This is a genomic window from Streptococcus devriesei DSM 19639 (assembly GCF_000423725.1).
Classification (GTDB): Bacteria; Bacillota; Bacilli; order Lactobacillales; family Streptococcaceae; genus Streptococcus; species Streptococcus devriesei.
Genome location: NZ_AUIN01000020.1, coordinates 17,866 through 43,571 on the forward strand (window position 1 = coordinate 17,866; position 25,706 = coordinate 43,571).

The following is a 25,706-nucleotide window of genomic DNA, read 5'->3' on the forward strand; positions in this document are numbered from 1 at the left end:
GACTCCTCCCAACCTCTCTTCATTATTTACACTAGTAGAGTAAATCGTAGATTTCCATAGCGATGAGATCAATACTGTCAAACGTATAAGTCTCACGCGCCGCAACATCCCGCAGGGTAAATACAGGACCGTTTTCCGGATCATTATTGAATGAAACTTCAGCAACAACAACGCCGTCACGCTCAAAATGACGTTTCAAATTACTGTCATCAGTCGTCATCAATTCTAAACGATTAATAATTCTCACTAAATGTGATTCCATGATATTCTCCTATTCGTTTTTTAACTCTTCTTATTTTAACACAAATAAGGCAAAAAAACAGTAAAATAGTCGATTTTAGATATTTTTTAGGGATTGGTAGATAATCGCTTTGATAGAATGAAGACGGTTTTCTGCTTCCTGAAAAATAACCGGACTGTATTTCTGGAAAACAGCATCTGTAATTTCAAGTTCTGCATAGCCATACTGTTCATAAATAGTCTGAGCTATTTCTGTATTGGTATCATGAAAGGCAGGCAGGCAGTGCAAGACAATAGCTTCAGCATTAGCTGTCTTATCAAGCAAGGCCTGATTTAGCTGATAATCCATCAGCAGATCGATTCTTTCTTTAAAATCAACTTCTTCCCCCATTGAGACCCAAACATCGGTATAAAGAATATCAGCACCCTTTACTGCCGCAGTGTCATCTGTAATGGTAATGTCTCCTCCTGTCTGGTGCTGCTGGGCCAGAGCAACAATCTCTGCCTTCGGCTGCAGGGCTTTGGGAGCAATGATCTTTACATTAATTCCTAAGATAGCCGCAGTCACCAGCAGGGAATTGGCAACATTGTTGCGGCCGTCTCCCAAATAGGCCAGTGTCAGGCCATCTAATTGACCAAAATGCTCTTTGACTGTCATAAAATCAGCTATCATCTGGGTTGGATGCCAGGTATCTGTCAAACCATTCCACACAGGAACCCCTGAAAATTCAGCCAGCATCTCCACATGTTCCTGCTTAAAGCCGCGGTACTCGATGCCATCAAACATGGAACCCAAGACCTTAGCCGTGTCAGCAACCGACTCTTTTTTTCCTAACTGTATCTCATTGCTGCCCAAATAGGTCACATTCATTCCCAAATCCTGACCGGCAACAGTGAAGGCACTTCTGGTTCGCGTTGAGGTTTTCTCAAAAATGAGAGCAATATTTAAACCTTCCAGATAGTTATGAGGAATTCTTTGCTTTTTTAATTTTTTAAACTGTAGAGAAAGGTCAATAAGAGCTTCCAGTTCTTCTTTCGTATAATCTATCTCTTTTAAAAATGATTTTGTGGCTGTCATTTGAATCTCCTTGTATTTTTATACTATATTTTTACATTTTTATTCATAATTGTCAAGTTTCTTTTGTAAATGCTTAAACTCAGCAAATGTTGCATGACAATCCCTTATCTAAACTTTATCAAAGGTTTAACTTTCAATCTTTTTACTTGATTTATGTTTAAATGGTGCTATAATTAACATATAAAGTTTGACCATTATTGACCAAACGTTTTAATAGTCAAAACTTGTATTCTACGACGAAAGAGGTAGCCATTATGCTCTGTCAAAATTGTAATTTAAATGAAGCGACTATCCACTTGTATACGAGTGTGAACGGTCAGCAAAAGCAGGTTGATCTCTGCCAAAATTGCTATCAAATTATGAAAACAGATCCTGAAAACAGCTTTTTAAATAATCTTTCCCATCAAAATTCGTCATCTATGAATCCTTTCTTTGATGATTTCTTTGGTGATTTGAATAATTTCCGAGCTTTCAATCAGGACCTGCCAAATTCACCGCAGACTCAGTCCGGCGGCAATAGCGGCAACGGGAACAACCGACGCCCCGGAGGCCCTCGTCAGCAGGGTCCTCAGCGGCCAAACGGTCTGCTTGAAGAATTTGGTATCAATTTAACGGATATTGCCCGCAAAGGCGAAATTGATCCTGTCATCGGCCGTGACGAAGAAATCACCCGAGTCATTGAAATTCTTAACCGCCGAACCAAAAATAATCCTGTTCTCATCGGAGAACCCGGTGTCGGTAAGACTGCTGTTGTTGAGGGACTTGCTCAAAAAATTGTTGACAATGATGTTCCTCAAAAATTGCAAGGCAAAAATGTCATTCGCCTTGATGTTGTCAGCCTGGTCCAAGGTACCGGTATCAGAGGGCAGTTCGAAGAACGCATGCAAAAATTAATGGAAGAAATCCGGCAGCGCAAAGATGTCATTCTCTTCATTGATGAAATCCATGAAATTGTCGGTGCCGGTTCTGCCGGTGATGGCAATATGGATGCCGGTAATATTTTGAAGCCTGCTTTGGCTCGCGGTGATCTCCAGCTTGTCGGTGCTACGACACTCAATGAATACCGAATTATTGAAAAAGATGCGGCTCTGGAACGTCGGATGCAGCCTGTCAAGGTTGATGAGCCTAGTGTTGAAGAAACAATCACTATCCTCAAGGGTATTCAGCCTAAATATGAAGACTATCACCATGTCAAATATACTGACGAGGCTATTGAAGCAGCTGCTACTCTGTCTAACCGCTATATTCAGGACCGCTTCCTGCCGGACAAGGCTATTGACCTTCTGGATGAATCCGGTTCTAAGATGAACCTGACCCTTAACTTTGTAGATCCGCAAGAAATTGATCACCGCTTGGCTGAAGCTGAAAATCTAAAGGCTCAGGCAACCCGTGATGAAGATTATGAAAAAGCAGCCTACTTCCGCGATCAGATCGCTAAATATAAAGAAATGCAGTCTGCTAAGATCGATGAACAAAACACACCAATCATCACAGAAAAAAATATTGAAGCCATCGTTGAGCAAAAGACAAACATTCCGGTTGGTGAACTCAAAGAAAAAGAACAGTCTCAATTAATCCATCTGGCGGATGATTTAAAACAGCACGTTATCGGACAGGATGCAGCTGTTGACAAGATTGCTAAGGCTATTCGCCGCAACCGCGTAGGATTGGGTACACCTAACCGGCCAATCGGCAGCTTCCTCTTTGTAGGACCTACCGGTGTCGGTAAGACCGAACTGTCTAAACAATTAGCTATTGAACTTTTTGGATCTGCGGACAGCATGATTCGCTTTGATATGAGTGAGTACATGGAAAAACACTCTGTCGCTAAACTGGTCGGAGCTCCTCCGGGATATGTGGGTTATGAAGAAGCCGGACAGCTGACAGAAAAAGTCCGCCGCAATCCTTACTCTCTCATCTTGCTTGATGAAGTTGAAAAAGCCCATCCGGATGTCATGCACATGTTCCTGCAAGTCTTGGATGACGGCCGCTTGACAGACGGACAAGGCCGCACGGTCAGCTTCAAGGATACTATCATCATCATGACTTCTAATGCCGGTACAGGAACAGCCGAAGCCAGTGTTGGTTTTGGTGCCAGCCGAGAAGGCCGGACAAATTCTGTTCTGGGTGAATTGGGCAACTTCTTCAGTCCTGAATTTATGAACCGCTTCGACGGTATCATTGAGTTCCAAGCACTGAGCAAGGATAACCTGCTTAAGATCGTTGACCTGATGCTGGATGATGTTAATAATCGTTTGTCAGTTAATGACATTCACCTTGATGTTACGGACAAGGTCAAGGAAAAACTGGTTGATCTTGGTTACGATCCAAAAATGGGTGCAAGACCGCTTCGCAGAACTATTCAAGATTACATTGAAGATGCTATTACCGACTTCTACCTTGAAAATCCTGATCAAAAGAACTTAAAAGCTGTCCTGACCAGCAAAGGAGCTATCAGTATCAAGGCTGCTAACAATAAAGTGGAAACAGTAGCCAATACTGCTTCAGAATCGGAATAACTTTCTAAGAGGCTGGGATAAGACAAACTCCCAGCCTTCTTTTTATAGGAAATTCTAAACTTCTGAAAAAGCCAATAGACTCTTTTTCAGCTGTACACTAGGCAAGAAAATCGTTTTTTAGTATAATAATAAGCAATATTGACATGATAACTTTAGAGGGGGACCACATGAACCATCCAACTTTTGGCGAAAAAAAAGCAGACATCACTTACAAAGAGCGCTTTGGTGTTTATGCCGTTATTGCTGATTGCAGCCAAGAAAAAATTATTCTTGTTCAGGCGCCAAACGGGGCTTGGTTTTTGCCGGGCGGTGAAATCGAAAAAGGTGAAAATCAACTGCAGGCGCTAGAGCGGGAACTCCTTGAAGAACTAGGATTTACAGCCACTATTGGTCAGTATTACGGTCAGGCAGACGAGTATTTTTACTCCAGCCATAGGGACACTTATTTTTACAATCCTGCTTATATTTATGAGGTAACAAGTTTTACCAAGGTTGGCAAGCCTCTTGAAGATTTCAATCATCTGGCTTGGTTTTCTATTGCAGAAGCTAAAGAAAAATTAAAGCGCGGCAGTCACAAATGGGGCATTGACTGCTGGCAAAAAGAGCACCAGAAAAACTAAATTAAAACGGCATTTCTTCTCAAATCATGCTATAATATTATTACGACACTACCACAGGAGGAAAGTTATGAGATTGATCAACACAACCAGCAGCCACCAGCGCCTGGTAAAAAATCAGCTGCAGCATACAGATGCGACACTTGTTGAAACTTATTCAGCCGGCAATACTGATGTTATTTTTACCCAAGCCCCTAAACATTATGAACTCCTAATTTCAAATAAGCATCGCGCTATTAAAGACAGTGAAATTGAAGCTATCCGAGAATTTTTCCTCAAGCGTAAAATCGATAAAAATATTATTCTTTTAGATCAGCTAAAAACCTTGCATACAGCAAATCTGATCGAAATTTCTATTCCGATAATTAACTAATTAGTCAGGAACTTTTGTTTCTGGCTTTTTTCGTGGACGCTGCAGCAACAGTTTTAAACACAAAAAAAGACTTGGGCTCATCTTTCTTAGCTGAAGATAAGTTCCAAGTCTTTTTAATTATTTACTTTCAAATCCTTGAGCGATAGCTTCTGGGAAATGTTCTTCCAAGATGGCTGCACAATGATCGCAAATCGCAGCATTATAAGAGCGTTCTTTAACACTTTCGTCCACACGGCGGCAGCGATCGCAGACGTCACCGTGAGCATGCTCAACAGTAAATGCAACATCCTCAAAAGCAAGGGCTGACTCCGGTGCTGCTTCCTGTGTCACGGTTAATTGCGATACAATAAGCAATTGAGCCACATCACTGTCGAGAGCCGTAAGAAGAGCATAAACTTCTTCACCTGCATAGACAGTCAAATGCGCTTCAAGCGATTTACCAATAATCTTCGCATTGCGGACTTCTTCAAGAGCCTTTTGAGCTTGGTCACGAAGTGACATGAAGGCATCCCAGGTATCTAAAATTTCATCTTGATTAACAAAATGTTGTGCCTCCGGCATTTCTGCCAACTGTACAAACTCTTCCTCTTCATGATCCAGATAAGACCAGATTTCTTCGCTGGTATGCGGGAGAATCGGTGTCAGCAGTTTTGTAATCTTGACTAAAATATCATAGAAAACAGTCTGCATTTGCCGGCGAGCCAAGCTGTCTGCTGCCTCAATATAGACGACATCTTTGGCAAAATCAAGGTAGAAAGCTGACAGGTCAACCGTCACAAAATTAACAACAGCCTTATAAATAGCCATGAAATCATAATCTTTGTAAGCTTGATTGACAGCCGCTACCAATTTGTTAAACTTGATGGTCATGTATTTGTCAACAGAGCGAAGGTTTTCAAAGGCTACCGCATCTGTATGTGGGTTAAAATCAGCTGTGTTAGCCAGCAAGAAACGAAGGGTATTTCTAATTTTACGATAGGTTTCTGATACCTGTCCTAAAATTTCCATAGATACCCGGACATCGCTGTCGGTATCAACAGAAGCTACCCACAAGCGCAGAATTTCAGCACCGTATTGCTTAGCGACATCATTTGGTGAAATGATATTGCCTTTTGATTTGGACATCTTTTCGCCCTTACCATCAAGCACAAAGCCTTGAGACAGGACTGATTTATAAGGAGCATGTCCATTAACGGCAACAGAAGTAATCAAGGAAGAGTTGAACCAACCACGATACTGATCGCTTCCTTCCAAATAAAGATCAGCAGGGTAAGCAAGTTCCTGACGTGTATTTAGGACACCATTCCAAGATGAGCCTGAGTCAAACCAAACGTCCATGATATCCGTTTCTTTGGTGAACTCGCCATTAGGCGATCCCGGATGGGTAAATCCTTGAGGCAGCAAATCTTTGGCATCGCGCTGCCACCACACAATCGAACCGTATTTTTCAAACAGATCAGCAACATGATCCGTAACTTCCTTGGTCATAATAGCTGTTCCGTCCTCTGCATAAAAAATCGGAAGCGGCACACCCCAGGCACGCTGGCGGGAAATAACCCAGTCGCCGCGGTCTCGGATCATATTGTACAGACGTGTCTTACCCCAAGAAGGATAGAAATCAACCTTGTCAATTTCATCAAGAATATCCTGACGGAATTTTGAAACCGAAGCAAACCACTGCGGTACTGCCCGCCAGATAATTGGTTTTTTCGTTCTCCAGTCAAATGGATAAGAGTGAGTGATGACTTCAGACGCAAGCAGCAAGTCACCCAGTTTTTCCTTGACTGTCGGCAGAACCTTGTCATAGAATTGCCCTTGAAAATCAGGACCAGCGTTTTCCATCATGATACCGCGCTCATCAACGGTAACCACCACTTCAAGACCGTATTTAATTCCTACATTGTAGTCATCTTCACCAAAGCCGGGCGCCGTATGAACAATTCCGGTACCGGAATCAAGCGTAACATGGTCGCCATTCATAACCAATTCTTCTACATCATCATCCCATGGATGGGCTGTAACGATGCGATCAAGCTCACTTCCTTTATAAACGGCCAGAGTTTCTGGATTTTCCCAGCCAAAACGTTCTGACAATTCCACAAGCAAAGCCTGCGCAACCACGAATTTACGTTCATCATTGGCTGGTTTGACCACGGCATAATCCATATCCGGACCGACGGTCAGACCGCAGGAAGCTGTGATGGTAAAAGGTGTTGTTGTCCAGACAACGATATAGGTATCTGTGTCCAGCACTCCCTTGCCATCTTTAACACGGTTGGCATAGTAAAGCGATGTTGACTCAATATCGTGATACTCGATTTCTGCCTCTGCCAGTGCAGATTCAGACGACCAAGACCAATAAACCGGTTTGGCACCTCGATAAATGTAGCCCTTATCAGCCATGGCACCAAAGACACGAATCTGAGCCGCTTCATATTCAGGTACTAAGGTCACATAAGGGTTCTTCCAGTCACCGGCTACCCCCAAACGCTTAAAGTCTTCACGCTGTTTATCAACCTGACTTAGAGCATAATCACGGCACATTTCCAAATACTCAGCCAGATCAAGCTCCTTGCGCTTAACACCTTTTTTAGCCAGTACCTGCTCAATTGGCAGACCATGGGTATCCCATCCCGGAACATACGGTGCCCTGAAGCCGGACATTGATTTAGCACGTACGATAATATCTTTTGAAATTTTATTGAGGGCATGTCCTAAATGAATGTTGCCGTTCGCATAGGGAGGGCCGTCATGCAGGAAGAAAGACGGCTTATTGGCATTTAATTCCTGACGTTTAGCATAAATATCTGCTTCGTCCCATTGTTTTTGCCACTGCGGTTCTTTATTGGGCAGTCCCGCACGCATAGGAAAAGGTGTTTTACCGAGGTTAAGCGTTTCTTTTAATTTCATTATAACTCCTTACTTCATTGTTTAATTGTTACGAGGGATAGCTGAACGATTGCAGTAAAGGCAGCAGCTTTATCATCCGCATAGGAATAAAAAAAAGAACCTTCATCAAAGGACGAAAGTTCGTGGTACCACCTTAGTTCAGACAGACAAGTGTCTATCCCTCTTAGCTTGTAAGGTAAGCTAGACCTTCCATCTTAGTTATTCAGACAGAAACGAACAAAATGATAAGCCTTAATCAAGGGAGTGCAGGTCTTCCACCATCACCTGCTCGCTGAAACTGTTCATTAAGCTTGTGTTTTTGTTATTCGTTAATATTTAATTTAAAGGTTTGTGTCTCGTTCAAATTCAGCTCTTCCGGAGTATCCGGTGTTGTTTCATGAGTTGCTTCAATAATAATCGGCTGCTCATTGTCCGCTTGTGTTTCTTCCAATTTCTTATTGCTTTCAGCAACACGGCGGTGCAAATCTTCCAACTCTTCCGGGCTAAACTGACGCGTTACATCAATAGGTTCTGTATCCGCAGTGTCCGGTACATGTTCATCTAAAACCTGTTCAACAACTTCTTTAAAGGCTGCATCAGAATTTTGCAGATAAACTGCTGTTGGCTGCAAAAGTTCTGTCCATTCCGGAGAATTAGCAAGAGCCAGCTGACCTTCTACCACAGATAAGAGATGCTGATGGAACACACGGCTTTGGCGTTTGAGTTCTTCTGTTTCAACAGCAATGCGCTTAGCTTCATCTGTAGCATCACGCAGAATTTCGTTAGCCTTCGCTTTAGCTGCATCAACCAATTGCTGAGACTCATAAGTAGCCTTATTTAAAATGTTCGTTGACTCTGTATTTGCTGATGCCTTAACTTTCTCAGCCGTTTCCTGAGCCAAAATGACAGACTGGCTAAGTGACTCTTTCATTTCATCAAAGTAGCCCAGTTTATCTTCTAATTCCTTGATACGATTATCTTTTTCACGATTAGCGCGTACCAACTCTTCGTAGTCATCAACAACAATATCCAAGAATTCTTCTACTTCTTGGGTATTGTAGCCAAACATTTTTGTTCCAAAAGTTTTATCTTTAATTTCAAGTGCTGTAATTGCCATTTTATTCTCCTTATTTATGTGTGATTCGGTCAATGGTCAGTTTATGTTTTCCATGCTTTGAAAAACCATTATCACGTTTTACGGTAAATCTCCCGTAACCTCTGACGCTGATTAGATCGCCAACTTCAACCAGATGAGATACCTTGGGCTGAATGAGATAATCCAGCTTCACCTTTTCGCTTTCGATTAACTTACTGGCCGTTCCCCGAGAAATCTTCAGAACGGCTGCGATAATTTTATCTAATCGCATACTTGATGCTAAAATATCAACTTCTTTGGTATCGGATTGATTTTCCAGCTGTTTTTCAAAGGGTATTTCTTCAAAAACAACCGCTGCTCTTCCTATTTTACTTACCTGAGTACTTAAATAAGAAACCATGCTTTTTTCAACAAAAACCTGTGCGCGATTTTCCTGAACTAAAATATCACCTAAAATATGACGTTCAATGCCTAATTTATTAATCAGGGTTCCCATAATCTGAGCATGCGTCAAGTGATTAAATTTACTGTTGTATTTAATTTCCAGCAAACTAATACCAAAGTCTGCCAAATCCAAATTGTAGTAAGCCGGCGCTATCAAGAGCCGAGCATATTCAGAAGGAATAAAATCCGAGCTGACATAACACTTTAGATCTGTCTGCCCTGCAATACTCTTCATAACTGCAATTTGTCTGGGGTTTAAAAAATCCGTAAGGCAAAAACTGTAGGTATCTTCTGCTTGTTTAATTAAATCATAAGCCTTTTCAATTAATTCTTGCTCTTCTAACCTAAAGTGCTGATAAATCTCTTGTTTTGCCATATTAAATAAGAAGATTAAATAAAAACTGTTTCAATAAATTCAAAAGCAAAATAATGATAATAATTGTAAAATCAAGTCCTGCAAACTGCAGATTGAAACGCCTGAACGGTTTAATGACTGGTTCCACAATATCAACTAACAGTCTCCCAAGCCAAGTATCATAAGCATCAGGAAACCATGATAAGAGAGCATAAACCACCAGCAAGAAAGAGTAGATTTCAATCGCTCTTGCCAGGATAAGCACAATATACGCTAACATCATTTAACGTCTCTTCATATCGTAGTTAAAGCTGACATCCTGACCGTTGGCAGCAAGGCTCATTTCTTCAACATCAACAATAACATTGATTGGTGTCAAAAGATACATTGATGCACCGACTTTTTGCAGATTTCCTGCCAACACCTTGCTGGCTCCGTCAATAAAGTCTAAGCAGCGCCTAGCTTGTGCTTCAAGCATGTATTGGAAATCAATCAGCACACATTCATTTCGAATCAGCAAATCAACGATTTCTTCTGCATCCTCGTATTTACGAGGAAATTTAAGCGCAATTGTTGTTTTTTCCTGCGCAGACTGCTGAGCATTATTGCGGCGAGTTGGGAGCGGGTGAATATTTTCTTCACTTGACGGGCGGCGATTCTGCCCTGACTGCCCTTGATTTGGCCTAGCAGGCGCTTGTTTAGGCTGATGATTCTTTTTTGCATTTTGCTGTGTCTGCTGAGCAACAGGACGTTTAGCAGACTCCTGCTGTCGAGCCGGTACAGCAACAGGTTCTTCTACTTCGCTGACTTCATCAGTATCAAAGTAAGAAATAATTCTGTTAAAGCTATCTCTAAGTGCCATACGTATCTCCGTTTCATTTAAAGAATTCACTGCCTATTCGAACAAAGGTTGCACCATTTTGAACTGCAATCGGAAAATCACCGCTCATCCCCATGCTCAATTCATCGAAAGGCATATTCTTTAAGTTTCTTTCTTTTAGATTTTTTCTCAATTCATTGGCTTGGCTGAAAATTTTTGCCAATTCCTGCTTTGAAGCATCTATTGGCGCCATGGTCATCAAACCAACAACTTTAATCTTATCAAATTTTTGAATTTCTTCAAGTATATTATCTACTTCTGACACTTTGAAACCATGCTTGCTTTCTTCGCCAGAAATATTAACTTGCAAAAAGCATTTAATATCATGTTCAGCACGTTTTTGAATTTCAGCAGCTAACTTTACAGAATCAAGGGCATGGAAGTAATCAACCAAGTTGATAACATCCTTAACCTTACGCCGCTGCAAACTGCCAATCAGATGCCATGTCAGATCATAAGCCTGTAAAGCACGATATTTGTCGAGAAACTTGTCAACCCTGTTTTCGGCAATGTGCTTAACCCCCGTTTGAACAAGCTTTTCTGCTGTGCTGCTGTCAACGTATTTAGTAACTGCAACAACAGTGACATCATCTTTATTGCGTCCGGCTGCCTGAGCACAGGCAGCGACTTCCTGAAAAATGCGATCTTTATTTGCTTGTAAGTTCATTGTTAACGGTTTTTAAAGAAAGGAGGTGTTTCCAGTTCATCATCATCGTCTGAATCAGCTGAAAAACTGCTCATTTTTAATTGACTGTCAATTTCTCCTTCAGTAGGACGGGCAATGCTTTCACGGCGAAGATCCCAGTCACCGAAAGCAGACTGCTGAGGCTGTGCTTCTGTTTGCGTTTGTCTTGGCTCTGCCGCCGGCATTTCGTGTGATTCGTTTAAATCAAAATCAAAATTTTGACGGCGATCAAAATTTGGCTGCGAAGCGTTTGAAGCAGGGGCTTGCTGCTGAGGTCTTGGCTGGCTGTAAGGCTTTGCCTGACGGCGAATGCCGGACACCTGCTCAACACGGTCAGGGCGAACACCGGTAGCAACTACAGTTACACGAATCTCATCTTTCATAGACTCATCAATCGCTGTACCGAGCCAGATATTTACCCCGTGTCCTGCAGCCTGATTAACGATTTCTGAAGCTTCTTCAGCTTCTGTCAGCGTCATATCAAGACCACCGGTCACATTGACAATGACATCTTCTGCCCCGTCAATTGTTGTTTCAAGAAGCGGTGAATAGGTTGCTTTGCGGGCTGCTTCAATAACACGCTCTTCGCCAGTTCCGACACCGATTCCCATCAAGGCATTGCCTTTATTTGCCATGACCGTTTTGACATCAGCAAAGTCAAGGTTGATCAAACCGGGACTGGTAATTAGATCGGTAATCCCCTGAACACCTTGGCGGAGCACATTGTCAGCTTCGCTGAGCGCTTCAAGAAGCGGTGTTTTCTTGTCAACAATTTCAAGCAAATTATTATTTGAAATAATAAGAAGAGTATCGACTTCATCACGAAGCTCATCAATCCCTTCAATGGCATAGTTGCCGCGTTTACTGCCTTCAAAACCAAACGGCCGTGTAACAACAGCAACTGTCAGTGCACCGACTCCCTTAGCAATGCGGGCGATGACCGGAGCAGCTCCTGTACCGGAACCGCCGCCCATACCAGCAGTGATAAAGACCATATCAGCACCGCTAAGAGCTTCTGTCAGGGCTTCTTCACTTTCCTCTGCGGCTTTGCGGCCGATTTCAGGCTGACCGCCGGCACCCAGTCCGCGAGTCAATTTAGGACCGAGCTGAATCACCGTCTCAGCTTTAGAGCTGCTTAGAGCTTGGATATCGGTATTGGCTGCGATGAATTCAACACCGGAAACGCCCTCATCAATCATGCGGTTGATGGCGTTACCGCCGCCGCCGCCGACTCCAATTACTTTAATTACTGCACCCTGTACAGATGCTGCATCGAATGAAAATGCCATTTTAATCTTTCCTCACTTTAACTTTAATCAAACATACTGCCAAAGATACCACGTACGCGGTCACTCATCTTTTGTTTTGGCTTGGCTGCTTCTCCTGTTTGAGGAGGCAAATCTTCCAGCTGTGACTCAAGAGTGGTAGATTCTTGTGTTTGAGCGAAACTTCTAGTTTTAGGAGCAACACCTGTCGGTTTAATATCAATTGGTTTTCTTCTCAATTTTTCATCACCGGAAACAGCTCCCTGTGCCAAAATATCAACTTCGGTCAGTGTTCCTACATACTCAACAATACTGATAATGTTAGCAAACATAGGGTTTCTGATACCAACTTGGTTGGGAACATGAAGTTTGACATTGGCGCCAAAGATCTCCTGAGCGACCTCAACAACACCGGGCATGATTGCGGCACCGCCGACAATCACAATACCGCCGGGCAGATCCAGCAGCCTGCCGCGTTCCAAATCTTGCTTGATGCGATCCAGCAAGTGACGGACGCGTGCTGAAATAATTTCCGCAAGGTAACGTTCTGTGACCTCTATCGGATTTCTTTCACCGACAACTTCTACCTGCACTGTTTCTGTTGAACTGGCTTCAGAGACATTAGCTTCTCCGAAATTAAATTTAAGTGCTTCGGCAACTTGGTGCGATGTCTTAAGGACTTTAGAAATATCCTTAGTGATGTAATCGCCGCCCTCGGCATAAGTATTTGTAAACTGCAGCTCTTGGGCACGCATTGAAGCAACAGTTGTCTGACCGCCCCCCATATCAATGACGGTAGCACCAAACTCACGTTCTCCTTCGTTTAAAACTGATTTTGCAAGAGCAAGCGGTGAAATAATAATATTTTCAACCTCAATGCCTGCACGTTCCACTGTTTTGCGAAGATTATGCAAAATCGTACTTGGCCCGGTGTAAATCAAGCCGCGCATTTCCAAGCGAATACCCATCATACCGCGAGGATCGCGGATACCCTGAAAGCCATCCACAATGAACTCTTCCGGAATCAGTGAAATAACTTCACGCTCCGGTGTGATGCTCTTGGTCAGGGCTGAGCGGACTACACTGTCAACATCTTCATCTTTGATTTCTTTAGACTCGCTAGGGACAGGAATCATTCCTTGAGTAGGCTCAATCTGCAGCAGATTTGCCGGCAGACCGACATTAACCTTGCTGATTGACATTCCTGCCTTTTCTTCTGCTTCTTCAATCGCTGTTTTAATAGCTTCTGCTGCAGTGTCTATATCAATGATAATGCCGTCTTTTACACCCGAACTTTTAACATTACTGACACCGATAACATTCATACTGCCGTCAATGAATTCAGCAACCAAAACTTTAATCGAGCTTGTTCCTATATCTAATCCTGTAAAAAAGCCATCTCTAGCCATTCACTCGACCTCTCTATCTTTCCATTCTATTACTGTCAAAAACAGAATTATTCAGGAAATATTATACCATAAAAAAACGTAAAATGTTAAGCTTTTTACGTTTTTTGTTATAGAAACTTAATTTCTTGATTCTCATGAAAATCATGGAGCAGTGGTCGCTTCTGTGACCGGCTGAGTATTTTCCTCTGACCCGGCAGCCGAAGAAGCTTCTGAAGCTGAATTGTCATCTGCAGACGACTGGCTTTCCTCTCCCTCAGAAGAGGCTTCTGTTGTGGCAGATGCCTTGTGTTCGGCAAGCGCAGCTTCAATATCTGAATTAGTACTGTAGAGGCCGACTTCCATATCAACAATACTGCCGTCTGCCAGATCCTTCTTGATTTTAGGGTAGTAAGGCAGCTTACTGTCAATTTCCGACAGAGGAACACGAACAGTATTGCCGTCTGTCATTTCCAATAAAAGCAAATCCTTGGTGGAGTTCGAATTGGCTGAGGAGATCGTTTTAATCCCCTTAACTAAGGCTTGGTCTAATTTTGCCAATTTTTTAACAAGTGTCTGGACATCCTGCGCATTGTCAAGATTGATGGTCAAAAAAGAGTCAGGCAGTTCTGAAGCATTGACTGCGTCAGCCTGTGTGCCATTTTCTAAAATAGGAATATAGCCGTTGTCAGTCTGCGTATAGGCAATTATGCTGCGCTCTTTGACTCTCAGCGTAAAGCTGTTTGGAAAACGGTAAATCAGATGAGCTTCTTTAATCCATTTGTCCTTGGCTTTTAAGGTATTTTCAAAGCGGCTCTTTTCAAAAATCAAAGCTGTCAGATAATCTGACTTCTTAATGCCTGATCTTTCAATCAACTGCGCTTCAATCGCATTTTTATTGCCTGAAACCTTTATGTTTTTTTGACGGCTGAACGGGCTGATCATAAACAAGGAAACCAGCAAAACCAGCACTGAAACAGTGATTACCAAAAAGGCCTGCCAGAAATCTTTGCGAGGAATAACCCGTGTTTTTTTCTTCTTGGGCTTTTTGACTTTTGCTTGCTTTTCTTTGGTTTTTTCCTGTTCAGTTTCTTTGTCGGGAGCAGACTCTTTTTTTGCCTTTGGTTTGGCTTCTTGAGAACTTTCCTTGTCAGCCTGAAACTGAGCTCTTTTCTCAGCTATCTTTTTTTCATTTAATTTTTCTTTTTCAAGCTTTTCTTCCTGTTTTTTTCTGAGAAATTCCAGATTGCGCTGCTGCCACTCTGTTAAAGGAACTTCCTGTTTTTCTGTATCTTTTTTATCTTTTGCCATTATTTCCCTTTATTTTCAGTTTTTATATCTTTTAACAAAAGACTGTAGAAATCGTCCGGAGAGGTAATCTCATTTGATGATGCCATATTCTTTTTATAAAAATCTTGATTGACCAGCAAGTTTTCGACTTTTTCAGCTAAGTGAGCCGCATCCAGATTTTCCTCAGGCAATTGCTGAGCATAACCTTTTTTTTCAAAGTAGGCAGCATTTTCCAGCTGATCCCCGCGGCTGGCTTCTTGTCCTAAGGGAACAATCAAATGCAGTTTGTTCATTGCAAGCAGCTCAAAGATGGTATTTGATCCGCCGCGTGTAACGACAACATCTGCCAAATCCATGAGAGGCTGATAGAGATCCGTTACATAATCCACCCTGTAAAGATGTGGGCTCAGGCTGTTTAACTGCTTATCACCAGAAATATTGATAATGTTATAACTTTTCAGCAGTTCAGGCGAAGCGCTGATGAAGCGGTTAAAAACCTTGGCACCGGCTGATCCGCCGATAAAAAGCAGCGTTTTCAAATCAGAATCAAACTGTTCTTTGACAGCTTCAATCTGCTCTGCTGTCTCCAGACTCAAGCTTTTTTTGCCAATTTTAGTGATGGCTCCGACATGCTTGGTTTTAGTCAATGTATCTGCCTGTTCAAAAGTGGTGTACATGGTCGTAGCAAATTTATAAGCAATTTTATTGGCCAGCCCCATTGATAAATCTGATTCATGAACAAAAACCGGAACCCTTAAAAACTTGGCTGCAATTACAGGCGGAACCGATACGAAGCCCCCTTTGGAGAAGAGTAACTGCGGACGGATTTTAGCAATGATGGCCAACGACTGCAAAACACCCCAGCCGACCTTAAAAGCATCCAGCAGATTTTGCCAGGAAAAATAGCGCCGCAGCTTGCCGGTGGCAATCGAATGAAAGCTGACATCCAGACCCGACTGCTCAATCTGTTCGTGCTCAATCCCATGCTTGTCACCAATATAGTGGACTTCCCAGCCGTCCTTTAGAAATCGAGGGATTAAAATCAAATTGAGAGTAACATGGCCGACAGTGCCGCCGCCTGTAAAGACAATTTTCTTTTTTGCCATGTTTACTCTCCCTTGATCGCTTCAAAGGCTGCGATAAATTCATCTCCGCGCACTTCAAAATTTTTATACATATCCCAGCTGGCATTAGCCGGGCTCAAAAGGATGACATCGCCGCTCTCGGCATTTTCAAAAGCAAGCTTAGCAGCCTCAGCAACATCTCTAGCATCCAGATAAGATACTTTTGCCTTATCTGCAGCACGCTTAACCCGGGGAGCCGATTCTCCCAGAATAATCATTTTTTTCAGCCCTGCAAGATCCGGCACAAGGTCATCAAATTCATTGCCGCGGTCAAGACCGCCTGCAATCAGGATGACTTTCTTATTATCAAAGCCTGACAGAGCTTTTTGAGTTGCTAATATGTTAGTTGATTTACTGTCATTGTAAAATTTAACGTCATTGACTTCACCCAAATATTGCAGACGGTGCTTAACACCGCCAAAATGAGCCAAAGTTTCTCTGATGGCTTCATCTGACACACCGGACAATTTAGCCACAGCGATTGCTGCCAAAGCATTTTCAACATTATGGCTGCCCGGAACACCGAGCTCATCTGCTTTCATGACGGCCTGTCCCTTAAAACAAAGCATTCCGTCCTCTAAATAAGCACCATCAACTTTTTTCTCTGTTGAAAAAGGAACAACCGTAGCCTTAGTTTGTGCCGCCAGATCCTCAGCAAGTTTCTGATTGAAATTAAGAATGATAACATCATCTGCAGTCATATTCTTTTGGATATTCCACTTGGCCTCAACATAATTCTCAAAGGAACCGTGGTAGTCAATGTGCGTTGGCATCAGATTAGTAATCACAGCAAGATGCGGATGAAAATCTTCCGTTCCCATTAACTGAAAAGAGGATAATTCCATAACCAAAGTGTCTGCAGTAACTGCCGACTGTGCCACTTCACTGGCCGGATAGCCAATATTCCCTGATAAAAGCGCCGAATGACCGCCGTGATTTAAGACCTCTGCAATCATGGTTGTCGTCGTTGTCTTGCCGTTAGAACCTGTAATGCCAATAATAGGCGCTTCAGAAACCAAATAGGCCAGTTCAACCTCTGTAATGACAGGAATATTTTTCTCCAATGCCCTGACAACCATAGGATTGGTATAAGGAATTCCCGGATTTTTAACCATATAAGCAAATTCCTCATCCAGAAGTTCCAAAGGATGGCTGCCGCAAATGACCTTGATGCCTTCTTCCAAGAGTGCCTGCGCAGAAGGATTTTCATCAAAAGGTTTGCCATCATTGACGGTTACAATGGCCCCCAGTTTTGCCAAGAGGCGGGCAGCTGCTTGGCCCGATCGTGCTAAACCCAGCACCAAGACTTTTTTATTTTCAAATTTTTTAACTTGTTTCATTTTGATAATTCTGACTTTCTCATTAACTATATACTCTAATATTTTACCCTGAATAGACGACTTTTTCAAGATTTTAAAGTAAGACAAAGACTTTCTTTCTCACCACAGAAGCAAGAAGATAACGTTCGGCACACAGCAGTTCATTTAACGATTAGCTAAACATAGCTAAAAAACCGGAACAAAAGTTCCGGTTTCAGACTGAAGAAAAAGTCTATTTTCTCAAAACGTAATATTTTGTTATGATACTTTCCTTAGGTAGCACGGACGGCAAAACCAAACGCCAAGGCTATAGCTCTTGACTAGGTTTTGCATTAGATTGCCGTTAGAAATAGTATCGATTTCTAACGGCAATCGTCATAGCGACTTCCTTCGGAATTCCATACCTAGATTTTGAGCCTAGGTCTCAAAATCTCCGAGAGGCAGAAACTCAATGTTTCTGCCTCTTTTGCTACATCAGGAAGTATCAGATTAGGCTTCGCTCATTTCTATATCATCTTACAAAAACGAAAAGTGATACTATTCTATGATGAAACTTTAGAGAGAATTTAGTTTTGGGAATTTGTCTACAACCTGAGACCGGAACTTTGTTCCGGTCTCAACATTTTAGTTATGATTTTTTTTACTTTTAGGTCTGGTCGTTAGCTGCAGTACATCTTTTAAGGCACAATAGCCGACAGCAAGCATCCCTATACCGACAAAGATTTCGGGAGGTGACTGCATAATCTTGATAAAAGTCATTCCGGCCAGCACCATTAAAAAGGCCACAATAGCTACCACAGAAATCATATTCATGGTATTTTTGACCGTCTTAGGAGCGATAAAAATGTAATACATTACAAGCAGTATTGCGATGATAGCATAAAACATTTTTTCTCCCTTCTCTCTGACTGAGTATTTTAATCTTCAGCAGATTTTTTCTTTTTAGCAGCCTTGGCCCGTGCATTCTTATCCAGGATTTGCTTGCGCAGACGGATAGACTCAGGCGTCACTTCCATGTATTCATCATCATTGAGGAACTCAAGCGACTCTTCAAGTGTCAGAATGCGCGGTGTTTTAATAACAGCTGTCTGATCCTTGGTAGCCGAGCGGACATTAGTCATCTGCTTAGCCTTGGTAATGTTTACCGTCAAATCATTCTCGCGTGAATTTTCACCGATAATCATGCCTTCATACACTTCTGTCCCCGGATTAACAAAGATTGTTCCGCGTTCTTCAATGGACATGATCGAGTAAGTTGTCGCTTTTCCTGTATCAATAGAGACAAGAGCACCGCGGTGGCGGCCGCCGATTTCAGCATTGATAACCGGTAAGTACTTGTCAAAGGTATGGTTCATAATCCCGTAACCGCGTGTCATTGACAAAAACTCTGTCGGATAACCGATAAGTCCGCGTGCCGGCGCCAAAAAGATCAAGCGGGTCTGACCGTTGCCGGTTGACTGCATATCAAGCATTTCACCTTTACGTTCTGACAGTGACTGGATAACTGCACCTTGATATTCTTCCGGCGTATCAATCTGAACACGTTCAAAGGGTTCCATTTTCACACCGTCAATTTCTTTAATGATAACTTCAGGACGCGATACCTGCAGCTCATAGCCTTCACGGCGCATAGTCTCAATAAGAATTGACAAATGCAATTCGCCGCGTCCTGATACCGTCCATTTATCAGGGGAATCCGTTGCCTCAACACGAAGCGAAACATCAGTCTGCAGCTCAGCTAACAGCCGTTCTTCAACTTTGCGGGATGTGACAAATTTACCTTCACGTCCTGCAAAGGGCGAATTGTTTGCCAAGAAAGTCATCTGCAGTGTCGGCTCGTCAATATGAAGAATTGGCAGTGGCTCAACGGCATCAGTCGGTGTAATCGTTTCGCCGACAAAGATATCTTCCATACCCGAAACTGCAATCAAGTCACCAGCTTTGGCTTCGTTGATTTCACGGCGTTCAAGCCCGAAGAAACCAAAAAGTTTTGTTACACGGAAGTTCTTAGTAGTTCCGTCAAGTTTTGAAAGGGTAACCTGATCACCCACTTTTACTGTTCCGCGGAAAACACGGCCAATACCGATACGTCCGACAAAATCATTGTAATCAAGAAGGGATACTTGAAACTGTAACGGCTCGTCTGAATTGTCAATCGGCGCTGGAATATGGTCAATAATCGTATCAAAAATCGGCGCCATTGTATGCTCTTGCTCAGCCGGGTCATCTGAAAGAGATGAAGTTCCGTTAATCGCTGATGCATATACAACCGGGAATTCCAGCTGATCATCGTCTGCTCCCAGCTCAATGAAAAGCTCCAGCACCTCGTCAACAACTTCTTCAGGACGGGCAGACGGCTTATCAATCTTATTGACAACAACGATCGGTACCAAATTCTGCTCCAGGGCCTTCTTCAAAACGAAACGGGTCTGCGGCATTGTTCCTTCATAGGCATCAACAACCAAAACAACACCATCAACCATTTTCATGATACGCTCAACTTCACCGCCGAAATCCGCGTGTCCCGGTGTATCCATGATATTGATGCGTGTTCCGTTATAAGCAACAGCTGTATTTTTAGCCAGAATGGTGATTCCGCGTTCCTTTTCAAGATCGTTAGAATCCATAGCCCGCTCTTCCAGCTGCTTATGTTCATCAAGTGTATGCGATTGCTTCAAAAGCTCATCTACAAGCGTTGTTTTCCCATGGTCAACGTGGGCAATAATAGCAACATTTCTAATATCTTCTCTAAATTTTGTCATGATTCCTCTTACAATTATTTTATTTCAACTTACCAATTATAGCACAATTTTTAAAAAAAATCGCAGGAAAGATGACTGTAAACGTTTGAAATAAGAAAAAACATGCCTAAAAGCATGTTTCAACTTGAAGATAAATCTATTTTTTCTATACATATATGTTTTGAAGTTCTAAAAACGCCAATTTAAATAGCATCTATCTGCGAGCGGAGCGAGCTCTAACCGAGACTTTCCGCCGTGATAAAAGTGCCTGAAACCTGAAGTTTCTGGCACTCGGAAGATTTGAGACCTTAGGCTCAAATCTTAGGTATGGAATTCCGAAGGAAGTCGCTACCGTCCGTATCACCTAAGGAAAGTCTTAGAAAAGACTTTGTCTACACTCTGAAACATGTCTAAAAGCATGTTTGATATTGTATAAAACCGTAAAGAAATTACCCTTGTTCTTTCACTTTTCCATTCCAGTAGTCAAGACCATTTTTTAAAACATAAAGATCCTTGTAACCTGCTTTTCTGAGCGTTAAAACGGCACGGGCAACCAGCTGTCCGCGAGTATTGTCGTAGAGCAGAACCGGTTTGTCCTTGCGCAGAGCCGATACAGACTCTTTAAATTGCTCAGACGGCAGATTGCGCGCTCCTAAAATATGCTTGCGGCGAAATTCACTTGGAGAGCGCAAATCGATAACCTGAGCTCTTCTCATCATACTTTCAAACTCCGCATTGGGAATATACTTAGCCGCACGGCGAACACGGATATAGTTCCAGGCAAAGAAAGCAAGAAAGGCAAAAACAATAATCCATAAAATAATCGTTATAGCTGACATATGACTCCTTTATTCCTCAATAAACTGACGGGCAAGACTGGCTGCTCCGATGATACCGGCATCATTTCCCAGTTCTGCAATTTTAATTTTAGTGGATTTTTTGACTTGCGGAAAGACAAATTTTTGGAAATAATTTTCAATGCGTGAGCGCAAAAATTCACCGGCTGCAGACACACCGCCGCCAACAATAACAGAATCAGGATTCAAAATATTACTGATATTGGCCGTTGCAAGACCTAAATAAAATCCGACCTTTTCAACGACAGAATCGGCAAATTTATCACCGGCTGCCGCTGCAGTGAAAATATCCTTGCTTGTCACACTATCACCGTTATCAATGGCCGCTTTAATGCTTGATGTACCCTCATAACTCTCTGCCATCAGCCGTCCCAAACGGACAACTCCTGTTGCTGAAGCAACTGTTTCAAGACAGCCTTTATTTCCGCAGGTACACTCAAATCCCCCATCCGGCTCAACAATAATGTGCCCGATTTCTCCGCCGGCTCCGGCAACACCATGGATAAGATTGCCATCAGCAATGATACCGCCGCCAACACCTGTTCCTAAAGTCACAAAAACAACATCTGGATTATTGTCACCGGCACCGACCCAGCGTTCGCCCAAAGCAGCAACATTGGCGTCATTATCAATGGCAAAAGGAATGCCCAGCTCTGCTTCAATAGCTGCTCCGACTTCTTGTGTTTCAGCCCAATTCAGGTTAAAAGCTCCTGTAACAGTCTTTTGAGCACGGTCCACTGCTCCCGGCGATCCCATACCGATACCTGCAAAATCGTCTTTGGACAATCCATAAAGGTCTAAACGATGTTTGATAGATGCAATAATGTCGGGAACGATATGTTTGCCGTCTTCTAAAATATTGGTTTCAATAGCCCATTTTTCCTGCACTTGACCATCCAAGGTCAGAATCCCAAATTTGACACTTGTGCCACCGAGGTCAATACCTAAAAGCTTTTTACTCATTTTCTTTTTCCTTTTCTATTCTGTGCTCTCTGCGCAAAATTAATTCAGCTTGTAAGTAGTCATTTTTTGAAATCAGCCCGTTTTCATAGAGCCTCTCCAGCTCAATTTTCATCATTTCGATGTCGTAAAGCCGCTTGCCCAAATAAACATAAATACCAAACTGTTTTAACAGCTGCTGCACATCATATAATGTTTTCATCTCTCAAATTTTACCAAAAAAAGGCCGTTTTTTCAATATATTTTTGCAAACGTTTGCCTCTTTGCATAAGCAAAAACCTGAGACATAAATCTCAGGTTCTTTTTTGTGCGGGAATAGCTGTGCAACGCATTCAGATTATCGACTTAAAGTCCCGGTGCTTGTCCCAGTTCAGCCTGCAGCATCCAGATTGTTTTTTGTGCTTCAGTTTGAGCAGCAGTAAAAATATCGTTAGAAACAGCGTCTCCTTCTTCATCGGTCACATCAAGACCCACTTGGTAAAGATTGGACAGATAGCTGTAAACTTCTACGAGCCGGCTCAAATGATCAGCCATTGATTTATCCCAGCTTCCTACTGTTTCTTCCAGCTTAGAATTTTCATCAAATTCCTTTAAAGTTGAAAACGGACTGCCGCCAATGGTAATCAAGCGTTCGCTGATTTCATCCAGATGTCCGTTTAAGCCATCCATCAATTCGTCCATTTTAGGGTGAAGGTAAAGAAAACCAGCTCCGCGCATGTACCAGTGCACTTGATGAACAATAGAAGCTGCTTTTGACAAATCAGCTACCGCCTGATTGAGTACAGCCTTTGTTTTTTCCTTGCCTGATGGGTCTTTCTGTTCTACTTGATGTGTAATAGACGCATAGATGTTTTCCACGCGTGTGTCTGTTTTAGTCATAGTAAGTCCTCCTTGTAGCTTATTTCATTGACACCTCTATTTTAGAACGATTCTAATTAAAAAACAACTATTTTGTTTCTTTTTGACGAATAATTTAGATATGAAACTCTTTTTATTTTTTAGCTTGGGCGCTTCACTAGGTTCTTTTTTGGGGCTGGTTTTTGACCGTTTCCCAGAAAAATCAATTGTCTCTCCCCGCAGCCACTGCAACAACTGTCAGAGATACTTGGCTGTGCGGGATTTGATTCCTATCTTTTCACAAGTGTTCAACAAGAGCCGCTGCCGCTTTTGCGGCTGTGTGATTCCTTTGAGATATGCCCTGACAGAATTGCTCTACGGTCTTATCGTCCTAAGTTTTGGACTTCATCTAGTAACCTTTTCACAAGTATGTTTGCTTTTGATGGGAATTCTTCTGTCACTTTATGACCTAAAAGAGCAGACCTACCCTTTTACCTTATGGTTAGGTTTTACTGTTTTGCTGCTGCTTTTCTATCCTTTAAATCTGATCAGCATCATCCTCTTTCTTTTCGGTATTTTTGCTGCCCTAAAAAATATCAATATTGGCAGCGGTGATTTCCTTTATCTGGCAACCCTGTCCTTATCACTTAGCTTTCAGGAAGTCGTCTGGCTGATTCAGCTTGCCAGTATAACAGGAATCGCTTACTGCTTTCTTTTTAAAAAACACCAAGAAAGCCTGCCTTTTGTTCCTTTTCTTTTTCTGGCTTACAGCTCTCTTATTTTGATGCCTCACGTCGTCTAGGTTTATGCTGTTTTAAAACCGTAAAAAGCAGCGAGGCACAGGCGCCTGTGCTTTTCTGTGACGCTTGTTTCGCTGCTTTTTTTCTGTTAATTAACTTTGCAGCAGGTGCTGCGCTGCTTTTCGGCCTTGATGCACAATGCCGGAAATCGCAGTGCCTGAGCCTGGATAGTAGCCTGCAATCCAGCCGCCGGCATTCAAACCAGCTGCATACAGATGCGGGATAGCTTTATCAAACAGGTCTAAAACCTGACAGTCAACATTAATTTTGAGACCGCCGATAGAGCCAAGATTGCTGGCAGAATTCTTATAGGCATAAAATGGAGCCTGCAGGGATTTCAGACCCGTACGACGTCCAAATGCCTGATCGACACCTGTTTTCATTGCTTTATTCCATTCTTCGATCGTTTCAGCAAGACTGTCCTTAGGAACGTGAATCAGGTCTGCCAATTCTTCTGCTGAATCAGCCTTGATCACATGTCCGGCAGCAATGTCCTCTGCCAAACTTTCTGCTGTCCAGGCGCTGCCTGCTTCCTTGATTGAATTGCCATCAAAAATCATATAAGTAGGAGCCATAAACTGCTTTTCCTGCTGGAAAATAGCCCGGTATTGATAGGCATAAGTCGCATCCTCACAGACAAAACGTCTGCCCGCTCCATTGACAAAAATCAAAGGAATTGTTGGAATTTGGTTGTTGGTAGCATTGCCTGTCTTACCGCAAAAATCAATGCAGCCGCCCATACCAGTTACTGCTGCACCGGCAGAAAGTCCCATTAAAATACCATCGCCGGTATTCGTTTTCGCTGTTAAAACCGTATTAAAAGCCAAATCGTTGAACTGCTGAGGATTGTAAGCCTTAGCCAAAGCAGGGTTATGATCAACACTGGCTGTTGCCAAAAGAACTCCCTTCTTTGCAGCGATCAGCTTTTTCTTTCCGTCAACAAGAGCAACAACACCATGGATTGTCTTGGTCTTTTGATCCTGAATCAAAGAGACTACTGTCGTATTATATTCTATCTCGGCACCGGCTTTGAGAGCTTCTTTAAAGAGTGCCTGAGTTAAAACGACACCGTCTCCGCCCTGACCACCATTTTCATAGACATGGATACGGTCCGCAAAAATGTCATCCTTGACATAAGGAATGTGGCTGTGTCCGTAGACAGAAGTCCACTTAATTCCCATTTGACTGAGCCATTCGATATTTTTGGGTGCACCTTGAGCCAAATCCCTTACCAAATCAGCATCTATGACATTTTCACCCGCTTTAATCCACAATTCTGCATGCTTTTCCGGAGTGTCTTCTTGATAAGATGTGAGAGCCTTTTGATAAGGCGTCCCTGCTGCCTGAACGACACCGCCGGAATAATTCGTTGTGCCGCCGGCAATACCGGCCTTCTCACAAATCAAGACAGATAAACCGCCTCGCGCTGCTTCAACCGCTCCCGACAGACCAGCACCGCCTGAACCGACAATCACCAAATCATAGCTGGCATCGTATTCTGAAACCTGATCCAAAGGAGTGACAGGCTGAGCCGATGAGGTGTTTTTCACTTCCTGAATAACGGCCAGAGACGGACTGGTCACAGCATCAACGTCCGGCTGAACGGCATAAGGATTGTCTGATTCGGGTGTTAGAGCTTCTTCCTGACTGATTTTTCCGGCATCAGCAGCCAAGGCTTTTTGGACAGCATTTTTAAAAGCAAGGCTTGAAAAAGTTGCACCGGATACAGCATCAACATCGGCGCTTCCTTGTGCAAGCATGGCCTTCTTCATTTGAGCAATTCCCAGATCTCCAACCAAAGCCTTGCTGCTGTGTTCACTGTCTAAAGACTTAATTTTGCCATCTTCCAGACCAACAGTTACCTTTAATGGCCCATGAAATCCCAGAGCTGCGCCCTTAACTGTTTTTTCTACCATGTTTTTGACTTCCTTTCTAAATAAAGATTAAACGCT

Annotated in this window: 24 protein-coding genes; 4 read left to right on the forward strand and 20 right to left on the reverse strand. The window is 42.7% G+C overall.

The genetic code is table 11. The features are described 5' to 3' along the window. Positions 1–31: 31 nt before the first annotated feature. Positions 32–262, reverse strand: coding sequence for a DUF1797 family protein (locus tag G573_RS0105330; RefSeq protein WP_027975742.1), 231 nt, complete (start codon positions 260–262; stop codon positions 32–34). A gap of 75 nt (positions 263–337) precedes the next feature. Further along, positions 338–1,318 (reverse strand): ornithine carbamoyltransferase, encoded by a 981-nt coding sequence (gene argF, locus G573_RS0105335; protein ID WP_027975743.1) that lies wholly within the window; start codon positions 1,316–1,318, stop codon positions 338–340. 254 nt (positions 1,319–1,572) lie between these two features. On the opposite strand from argF, the gene G573_RS0105340 reads away from it, so the two are divergent. From G573_RS0105340 to G573_RS0105350, 3 genes are all read left to right on the forward strand, one after another. Continuing rightward, complete coding sequence (locus G573_RS0105340) at positions 1,573–3,837, forward strand: ATP-dependent Clp protease ATP-binding subunit (RefSeq protein ID WP_027975744.1); 2,265 nt, start codon at positions 1,573–1,575, stop codon at positions 3,835–3,837. 167 nt (positions 3,838–4,004) lie between these two features. Then, entirely contained in the window at positions 4,005–4,457 is a 453-nt protein-coding gene (locus tag G573_RS0105345) for an NUDIX domain-containing protein (protein WP_037586785.1), read from the forward strand. 67 nt (positions 4,458–4,524) lie between these two features. After that, entirely contained in the window at positions 4,525–4,827 is a 303-nt protein-coding gene (locus G573_RS0105350; RefSeq protein WP_003089340.1) for a DUF1827 family protein, read from the forward strand. Positions 4,828–4,944: 117 nt separating this feature from the next. On the opposite strand, the gene ileS is transcribed toward G573_RS0105350, so the two are convergent. The 17 genes from ileS to dpr form a co-directional block, all read right to left on the reverse strand. Then, positions 4,945–7,737, reverse strand: a complete 2,793-nt coding sequence (gene ileS, locus G573_RS0105355) for an isoleucine--tRNA ligase (RefSeq protein WP_027975746.1) — start codon at positions 7,735–7,737, stop codon at positions 4,945–4,947. Positions 7,738–8,038: 301 nt separating this feature from the next. Then, entirely contained in the window at positions 8,039–8,833 is a 795-nt protein-coding gene (locus G573_RS0105360; protein WP_027975747.1) for a DivIVA domain-containing protein, read from the reverse strand. 10 nt (positions 8,834–8,843) lie between these two features. After that, a complete protein-coding gene (locus G573_RS0105365; protein WP_027975748.1) occupies positions 8,844–9,632 on the reverse strand; it encodes a YlmH family RNA-binding protein in 789 nt (262 codons plus the stop codon). Between the two features lies 1 nt (position 9,633). Next, a complete protein-coding gene (locus tag G573_RS0105370) occupies positions 9,634–9,894 on the reverse strand; it encodes a YggT family protein (protein WP_027975749.1) in 261 nt (86 codons plus the stop codon). Further along, complete coding sequence (locus G573_RS0105375) at positions 9,895–10,473, reverse strand: cell division protein SepF (protein WP_027975750.1); 579 nt, start codon at positions 10,471–10,473, stop codon at positions 9,895–9,897. A gap of 13 nt (positions 10,474–10,486) precedes the next feature. Beyond that, entirely contained in the window at positions 10,487–11,158 is a 672-nt protein-coding gene (locus G573_RS0105380) for a YggS family pyridoxal phosphate-dependent enzyme (RefSeq protein ID WP_027975751.1), read from the reverse strand. 2 nt (positions 11,159–11,160) lie between these two features. After that, the gene (ftsZ, locus tag G573_RS0105385; RefSeq protein ID WP_027975752.1) at positions 11,161–12,465 is read right to left on the reverse strand and encodes a cell division protein FtsZ; all 1,305 of its coding nucleotides are present in this window, start codon (positions 12,463–12,465) and stop codon (positions 11,161–11,163) included. A gap of 23 nt (positions 12,466–12,488) precedes the next feature. After that, positions 12,489–13,850 (reverse strand): cell division protein FtsA, encoded by a 1,362-nt coding sequence (gene ftsA, locus G573_RS0105390; RefSeq protein WP_027975753.1) that lies wholly within the window; start codon positions 13,848–13,850, stop codon positions 12,489–12,491. A 141-nt stretch (positions 13,851–13,991) separates the two neighbouring features. Further along, positions 13,992–15,137 (reverse strand): cell division protein FtsQ/DivIB, encoded by a 1,146-nt coding sequence (locus G573_RS0105395; RefSeq protein WP_027975754.1) that lies wholly within the window; start codon positions 15,135–15,137, stop codon positions 13,992–13,994. Further along, positions 15,137–16,222, reverse strand: a complete 1,086-nt coding sequence (locus tag G573_RS0105400; RefSeq protein ID WP_027975755.1) for a UDP-N-acetylglucosamine--N-acetylmuramyl-(pentapeptide) pyrophosphoryl-undecaprenol N-acetylglucosamine transferase — start codon at positions 16,220–16,222, stop codon at positions 15,137–15,139. Before G573_RS0105400 ends, G573_RS0105395 begins: the two co-directional genes overlap by 1 nt. A 2-nt stretch (positions 16,223–16,224) precedes the next feature. Then, entirely contained in the window at positions 16,225–17,580 is a 1,356-nt protein-coding gene (gene murD, locus G573_RS0105405) for a UDP-N-acetylmuramoyl-L-alanine--D-glutamate ligase (protein ID WP_027975756.1), read from the reverse strand. 603 nt (positions 17,581–18,183) lie between these two features. Then, positions 18,184–18,447, reverse strand: a complete 264-nt coding sequence (locus G573_RS0105410; RefSeq protein WP_027975757.1) for a DUF3165 family protein — start codon at positions 18,445–18,447, stop codon at positions 18,184–18,186. A 29-nt stretch (positions 18,448–18,476) separates the two neighbouring features. Further along, positions 18,477–20,321 (reverse strand): translational GTPase TypA, encoded by a 1,845-nt coding sequence (gene typA / locus G573_RS0105415; RefSeq protein WP_027975758.1) that lies wholly within the window; start codon positions 20,319–20,321, stop codon positions 18,477–18,479. Positions 20,322–20,749: 428 nt separating this feature from the next. After that, on the reverse strand, positions 20,750–21,139 hold the full coding sequence (locus G573_RS0105420; RefSeq protein ID WP_027975759.1) for a rhodanese-like domain-containing protein: 390 nt from the start codon (positions 21,137–21,139) through the stop codon (positions 20,750–20,752). Positions 21,140–21,148: 9 nt separating this feature from the next. Then, the gene (locus tag G573_RS0105425; RefSeq protein WP_027975760.1) at positions 21,149–22,120 is read right to left on the reverse strand and encodes an ROK family glucokinase; all 972 of its coding nucleotides are present in this window, start codon (positions 22,118–22,120) and stop codon (positions 21,149–21,151) included. Next, positions 22,113–22,319 (reverse strand): YqgQ family protein, encoded by a 207-nt coding sequence (locus G573_RS0105430; protein WP_027975761.1) that lies wholly within the window; start codon positions 22,317–22,319, stop codon positions 22,113–22,115. Before G573_RS0105430 ends, G573_RS0105425 begins: the two co-directional genes overlap by 8 nt. 143 nt (positions 22,320–22,462) lie before the next feature. Further along, the gene (gene dpr / locus G573_RS0105435) at positions 22,463–22,996 is read right to left on the reverse strand and encodes a DNA starvation/stationary phase protection protein (RefSeq protein ID WP_027975762.1); all 534 of its coding nucleotides are present in this window, start codon (positions 22,994–22,996) and stop codon (positions 22,463–22,465) included. Positions 22,997–23,096: 100 nt separating this feature from the next. Here dpr and G573_RS0105440 point away from each other — a divergent pair, with 100 nt between their 5' ends. Beyond that, the gene (locus G573_RS0105440; protein ID WP_027975763.1) at positions 23,097–23,756 is read left to right on the forward strand and encodes a prepilin peptidase; all 660 of its coding nucleotides are present in this window, start codon (positions 23,097–23,099) and stop codon (positions 23,754–23,756) included. Between the two features lie 90 nt (positions 23,757–23,846). On the opposite strand, the gene G573_RS0105445 is transcribed toward G573_RS0105440, so the two are convergent. Then, on the reverse strand, positions 23,847–25,670 hold the full coding sequence (locus G573_RS0105445) for an FAD-dependent oxidoreductase (protein WP_027975764.1): 1,824 nt from the start codon (positions 25,668–25,670) through the stop codon (positions 23,847–23,849). Positions 25,671–25,706: the final 36 nt, after the last annotated feature.

What these genes read in the sequence shown, in the direction of transcription:
- G573_RS0105330 (WP_027975742.1), bottom strand. Translation starts at nt 262, where the DNA reads ATGGAATCACATTTAGTGAGAATTATTAATCGTTTAGAATTGATGACG.
- argF (WP_027975743.1), bottom strand. Translation starts at nt 1,318, where the DNA reads ATGACAGCCACAAAATCATTTTTAAAAGAGATAGATTATACGAAAGAA.
- G573_RS0105340 (WP_027975744.1), top strand. Translation starts at nt 1,573, where the DNA reads ATGCTCTGTCAAAATTGTAATTTAAATGAAGCGACTATCCACTTGTAT.
- G573_RS0105345 (WP_037586785.1), top strand. Translation starts at nt 4,005, where the DNA reads ATGAACCATCCAACTTTTGGCGAAAAAAAAGCAGACATCACTTACAAA.
- G573_RS0105350 (WP_003089340.1), top strand. Translation starts at nt 4,525, where the DNA reads ATGAGATTGATCAACACAACCAGCAGCCACCAGCGCCTGGTAAAAAAT.
- ileS (WP_027975746.1), bottom strand. Translation starts at nt 7,737, where the DNA reads ATGAAATTAAAAGAAACGCTTAACCTCGGTAAAACACCTTTTCCTATG.
- G573_RS0105360 (WP_027975747.1), bottom strand. Translation starts at nt 8,833, where the DNA reads ATGGCAATTACAGCACTTGAAATTAAAGATAAAACTTTTGGAACAAAA.
- G573_RS0105365 (WP_027975748.1), bottom strand. Translation starts at nt 9,632, where the DNA reads ATGGCAAAACAAGAGATTTATCAGCACTTTAGGTTAGAAGAGCAAGAA.
- G573_RS0105370 (WP_027975749.1), bottom strand. Translation starts at nt 9,894, where the DNA reads ATGATGTTAGCGTATATTGTGCTTATCCTGGCAAGAGCGATTGAAATC.
- G573_RS0105375 (WP_027975750.1), bottom strand. Translation starts at nt 10,473, where the DNA reads ATGGCACTTAGAGATAGCTTTAACAGAATTATTTCTTACTTTGATACT.
- G573_RS0105380 (WP_027975751.1), bottom strand. Translation starts at nt 11,158, where the DNA reads ATGAACTTACAAGCAAATAAAGATCGCATTTTTCAGGAAGTCGCTGCC.
- ftsZ (WP_027975752.1), bottom strand. Translation starts at nt 12,465, where the DNA reads ATGGCATTTTCATTCGATGCAGCATCTGTACAGGGTGCAGTAATTAAA.
- ftsA (WP_027975753.1), bottom strand. Translation starts at nt 13,850, where the DNA reads ATGGCTAGAGATGGCTTTTTTACAGGATTAGATATAGGAACAAGCTCG.
- G573_RS0105395 (WP_027975754.1), bottom strand. Translation starts at nt 15,137, where the DNA reads ATGGCAAAAGATAAAAAAGATACAGAAAAACAGGAAGTTCCTTTAACA.
- G573_RS0105400 (WP_027975755.1), bottom strand. Translation starts at nt 16,222, where the DNA reads ATGGCAAAAAAGAAAATTGTCTTTACAGGCGGCGGCACTGTCGGCCAT.
- murD (WP_027975756.1), bottom strand. Translation starts at nt 17,580, where the DNA reads ATGAAACAAGTTAAAAAATTTGAAAATAAAAAAGTCTTGGTGCTGGGT.
- G573_RS0105410 (WP_027975757.1), bottom strand. Translation starts at nt 18,447, where the DNA reads ATGTTTTATGCTATCATCGCAATACTGCTTGTAATGTATTACATTTTT.
- typA (WP_027975758.1), bottom strand. Translation starts at nt 20,321, where the DNA reads ATGACAAAATTTAGAGAAGATATTAGAAATGTTGCTATTATTGCCCAC.
- G573_RS0105420 (WP_027975759.1), bottom strand. Translation starts at nt 21,139, where the DNA reads ATGTCAGCTATAACGATTATTTTATGGATTATTGTTTTTGCCTTTCTT.
- G573_RS0105425 (WP_027975760.1), bottom strand. Translation starts at nt 22,120, where the DNA reads ATGAGTAAAAAGCTTTTAGGTATTGACCTCGGTGGCACAAGTGTCAAA.
- G573_RS0105430 (WP_027975761.1), bottom strand. Translation starts at nt 22,319, where the DNA reads ATGAAAACATTATATGATGTGCAGCAGCTGTTAAAACAGTTTGGTATT.
- dpr (WP_027975762.1), bottom strand. Translation starts at nt 22,996, where the DNA reads ATGACTAAAACAGACACACGCGTGGAAAACATCTATGCGTCTATTACA.
- G573_RS0105440 (WP_027975763.1), top strand. Translation starts at nt 23,097, where the DNA reads ATGAAACTCTTTTTATTTTTTAGCTTGGGCGCTTCACTAGGTTCTTTT.
- G573_RS0105445 (WP_027975764.1), bottom strand. Translation starts at nt 25,670, where the DNA reads ATGGTAGAAAAAACAGTTAAGGGCGCAGCTCTGGGATTTCATGGGCCA.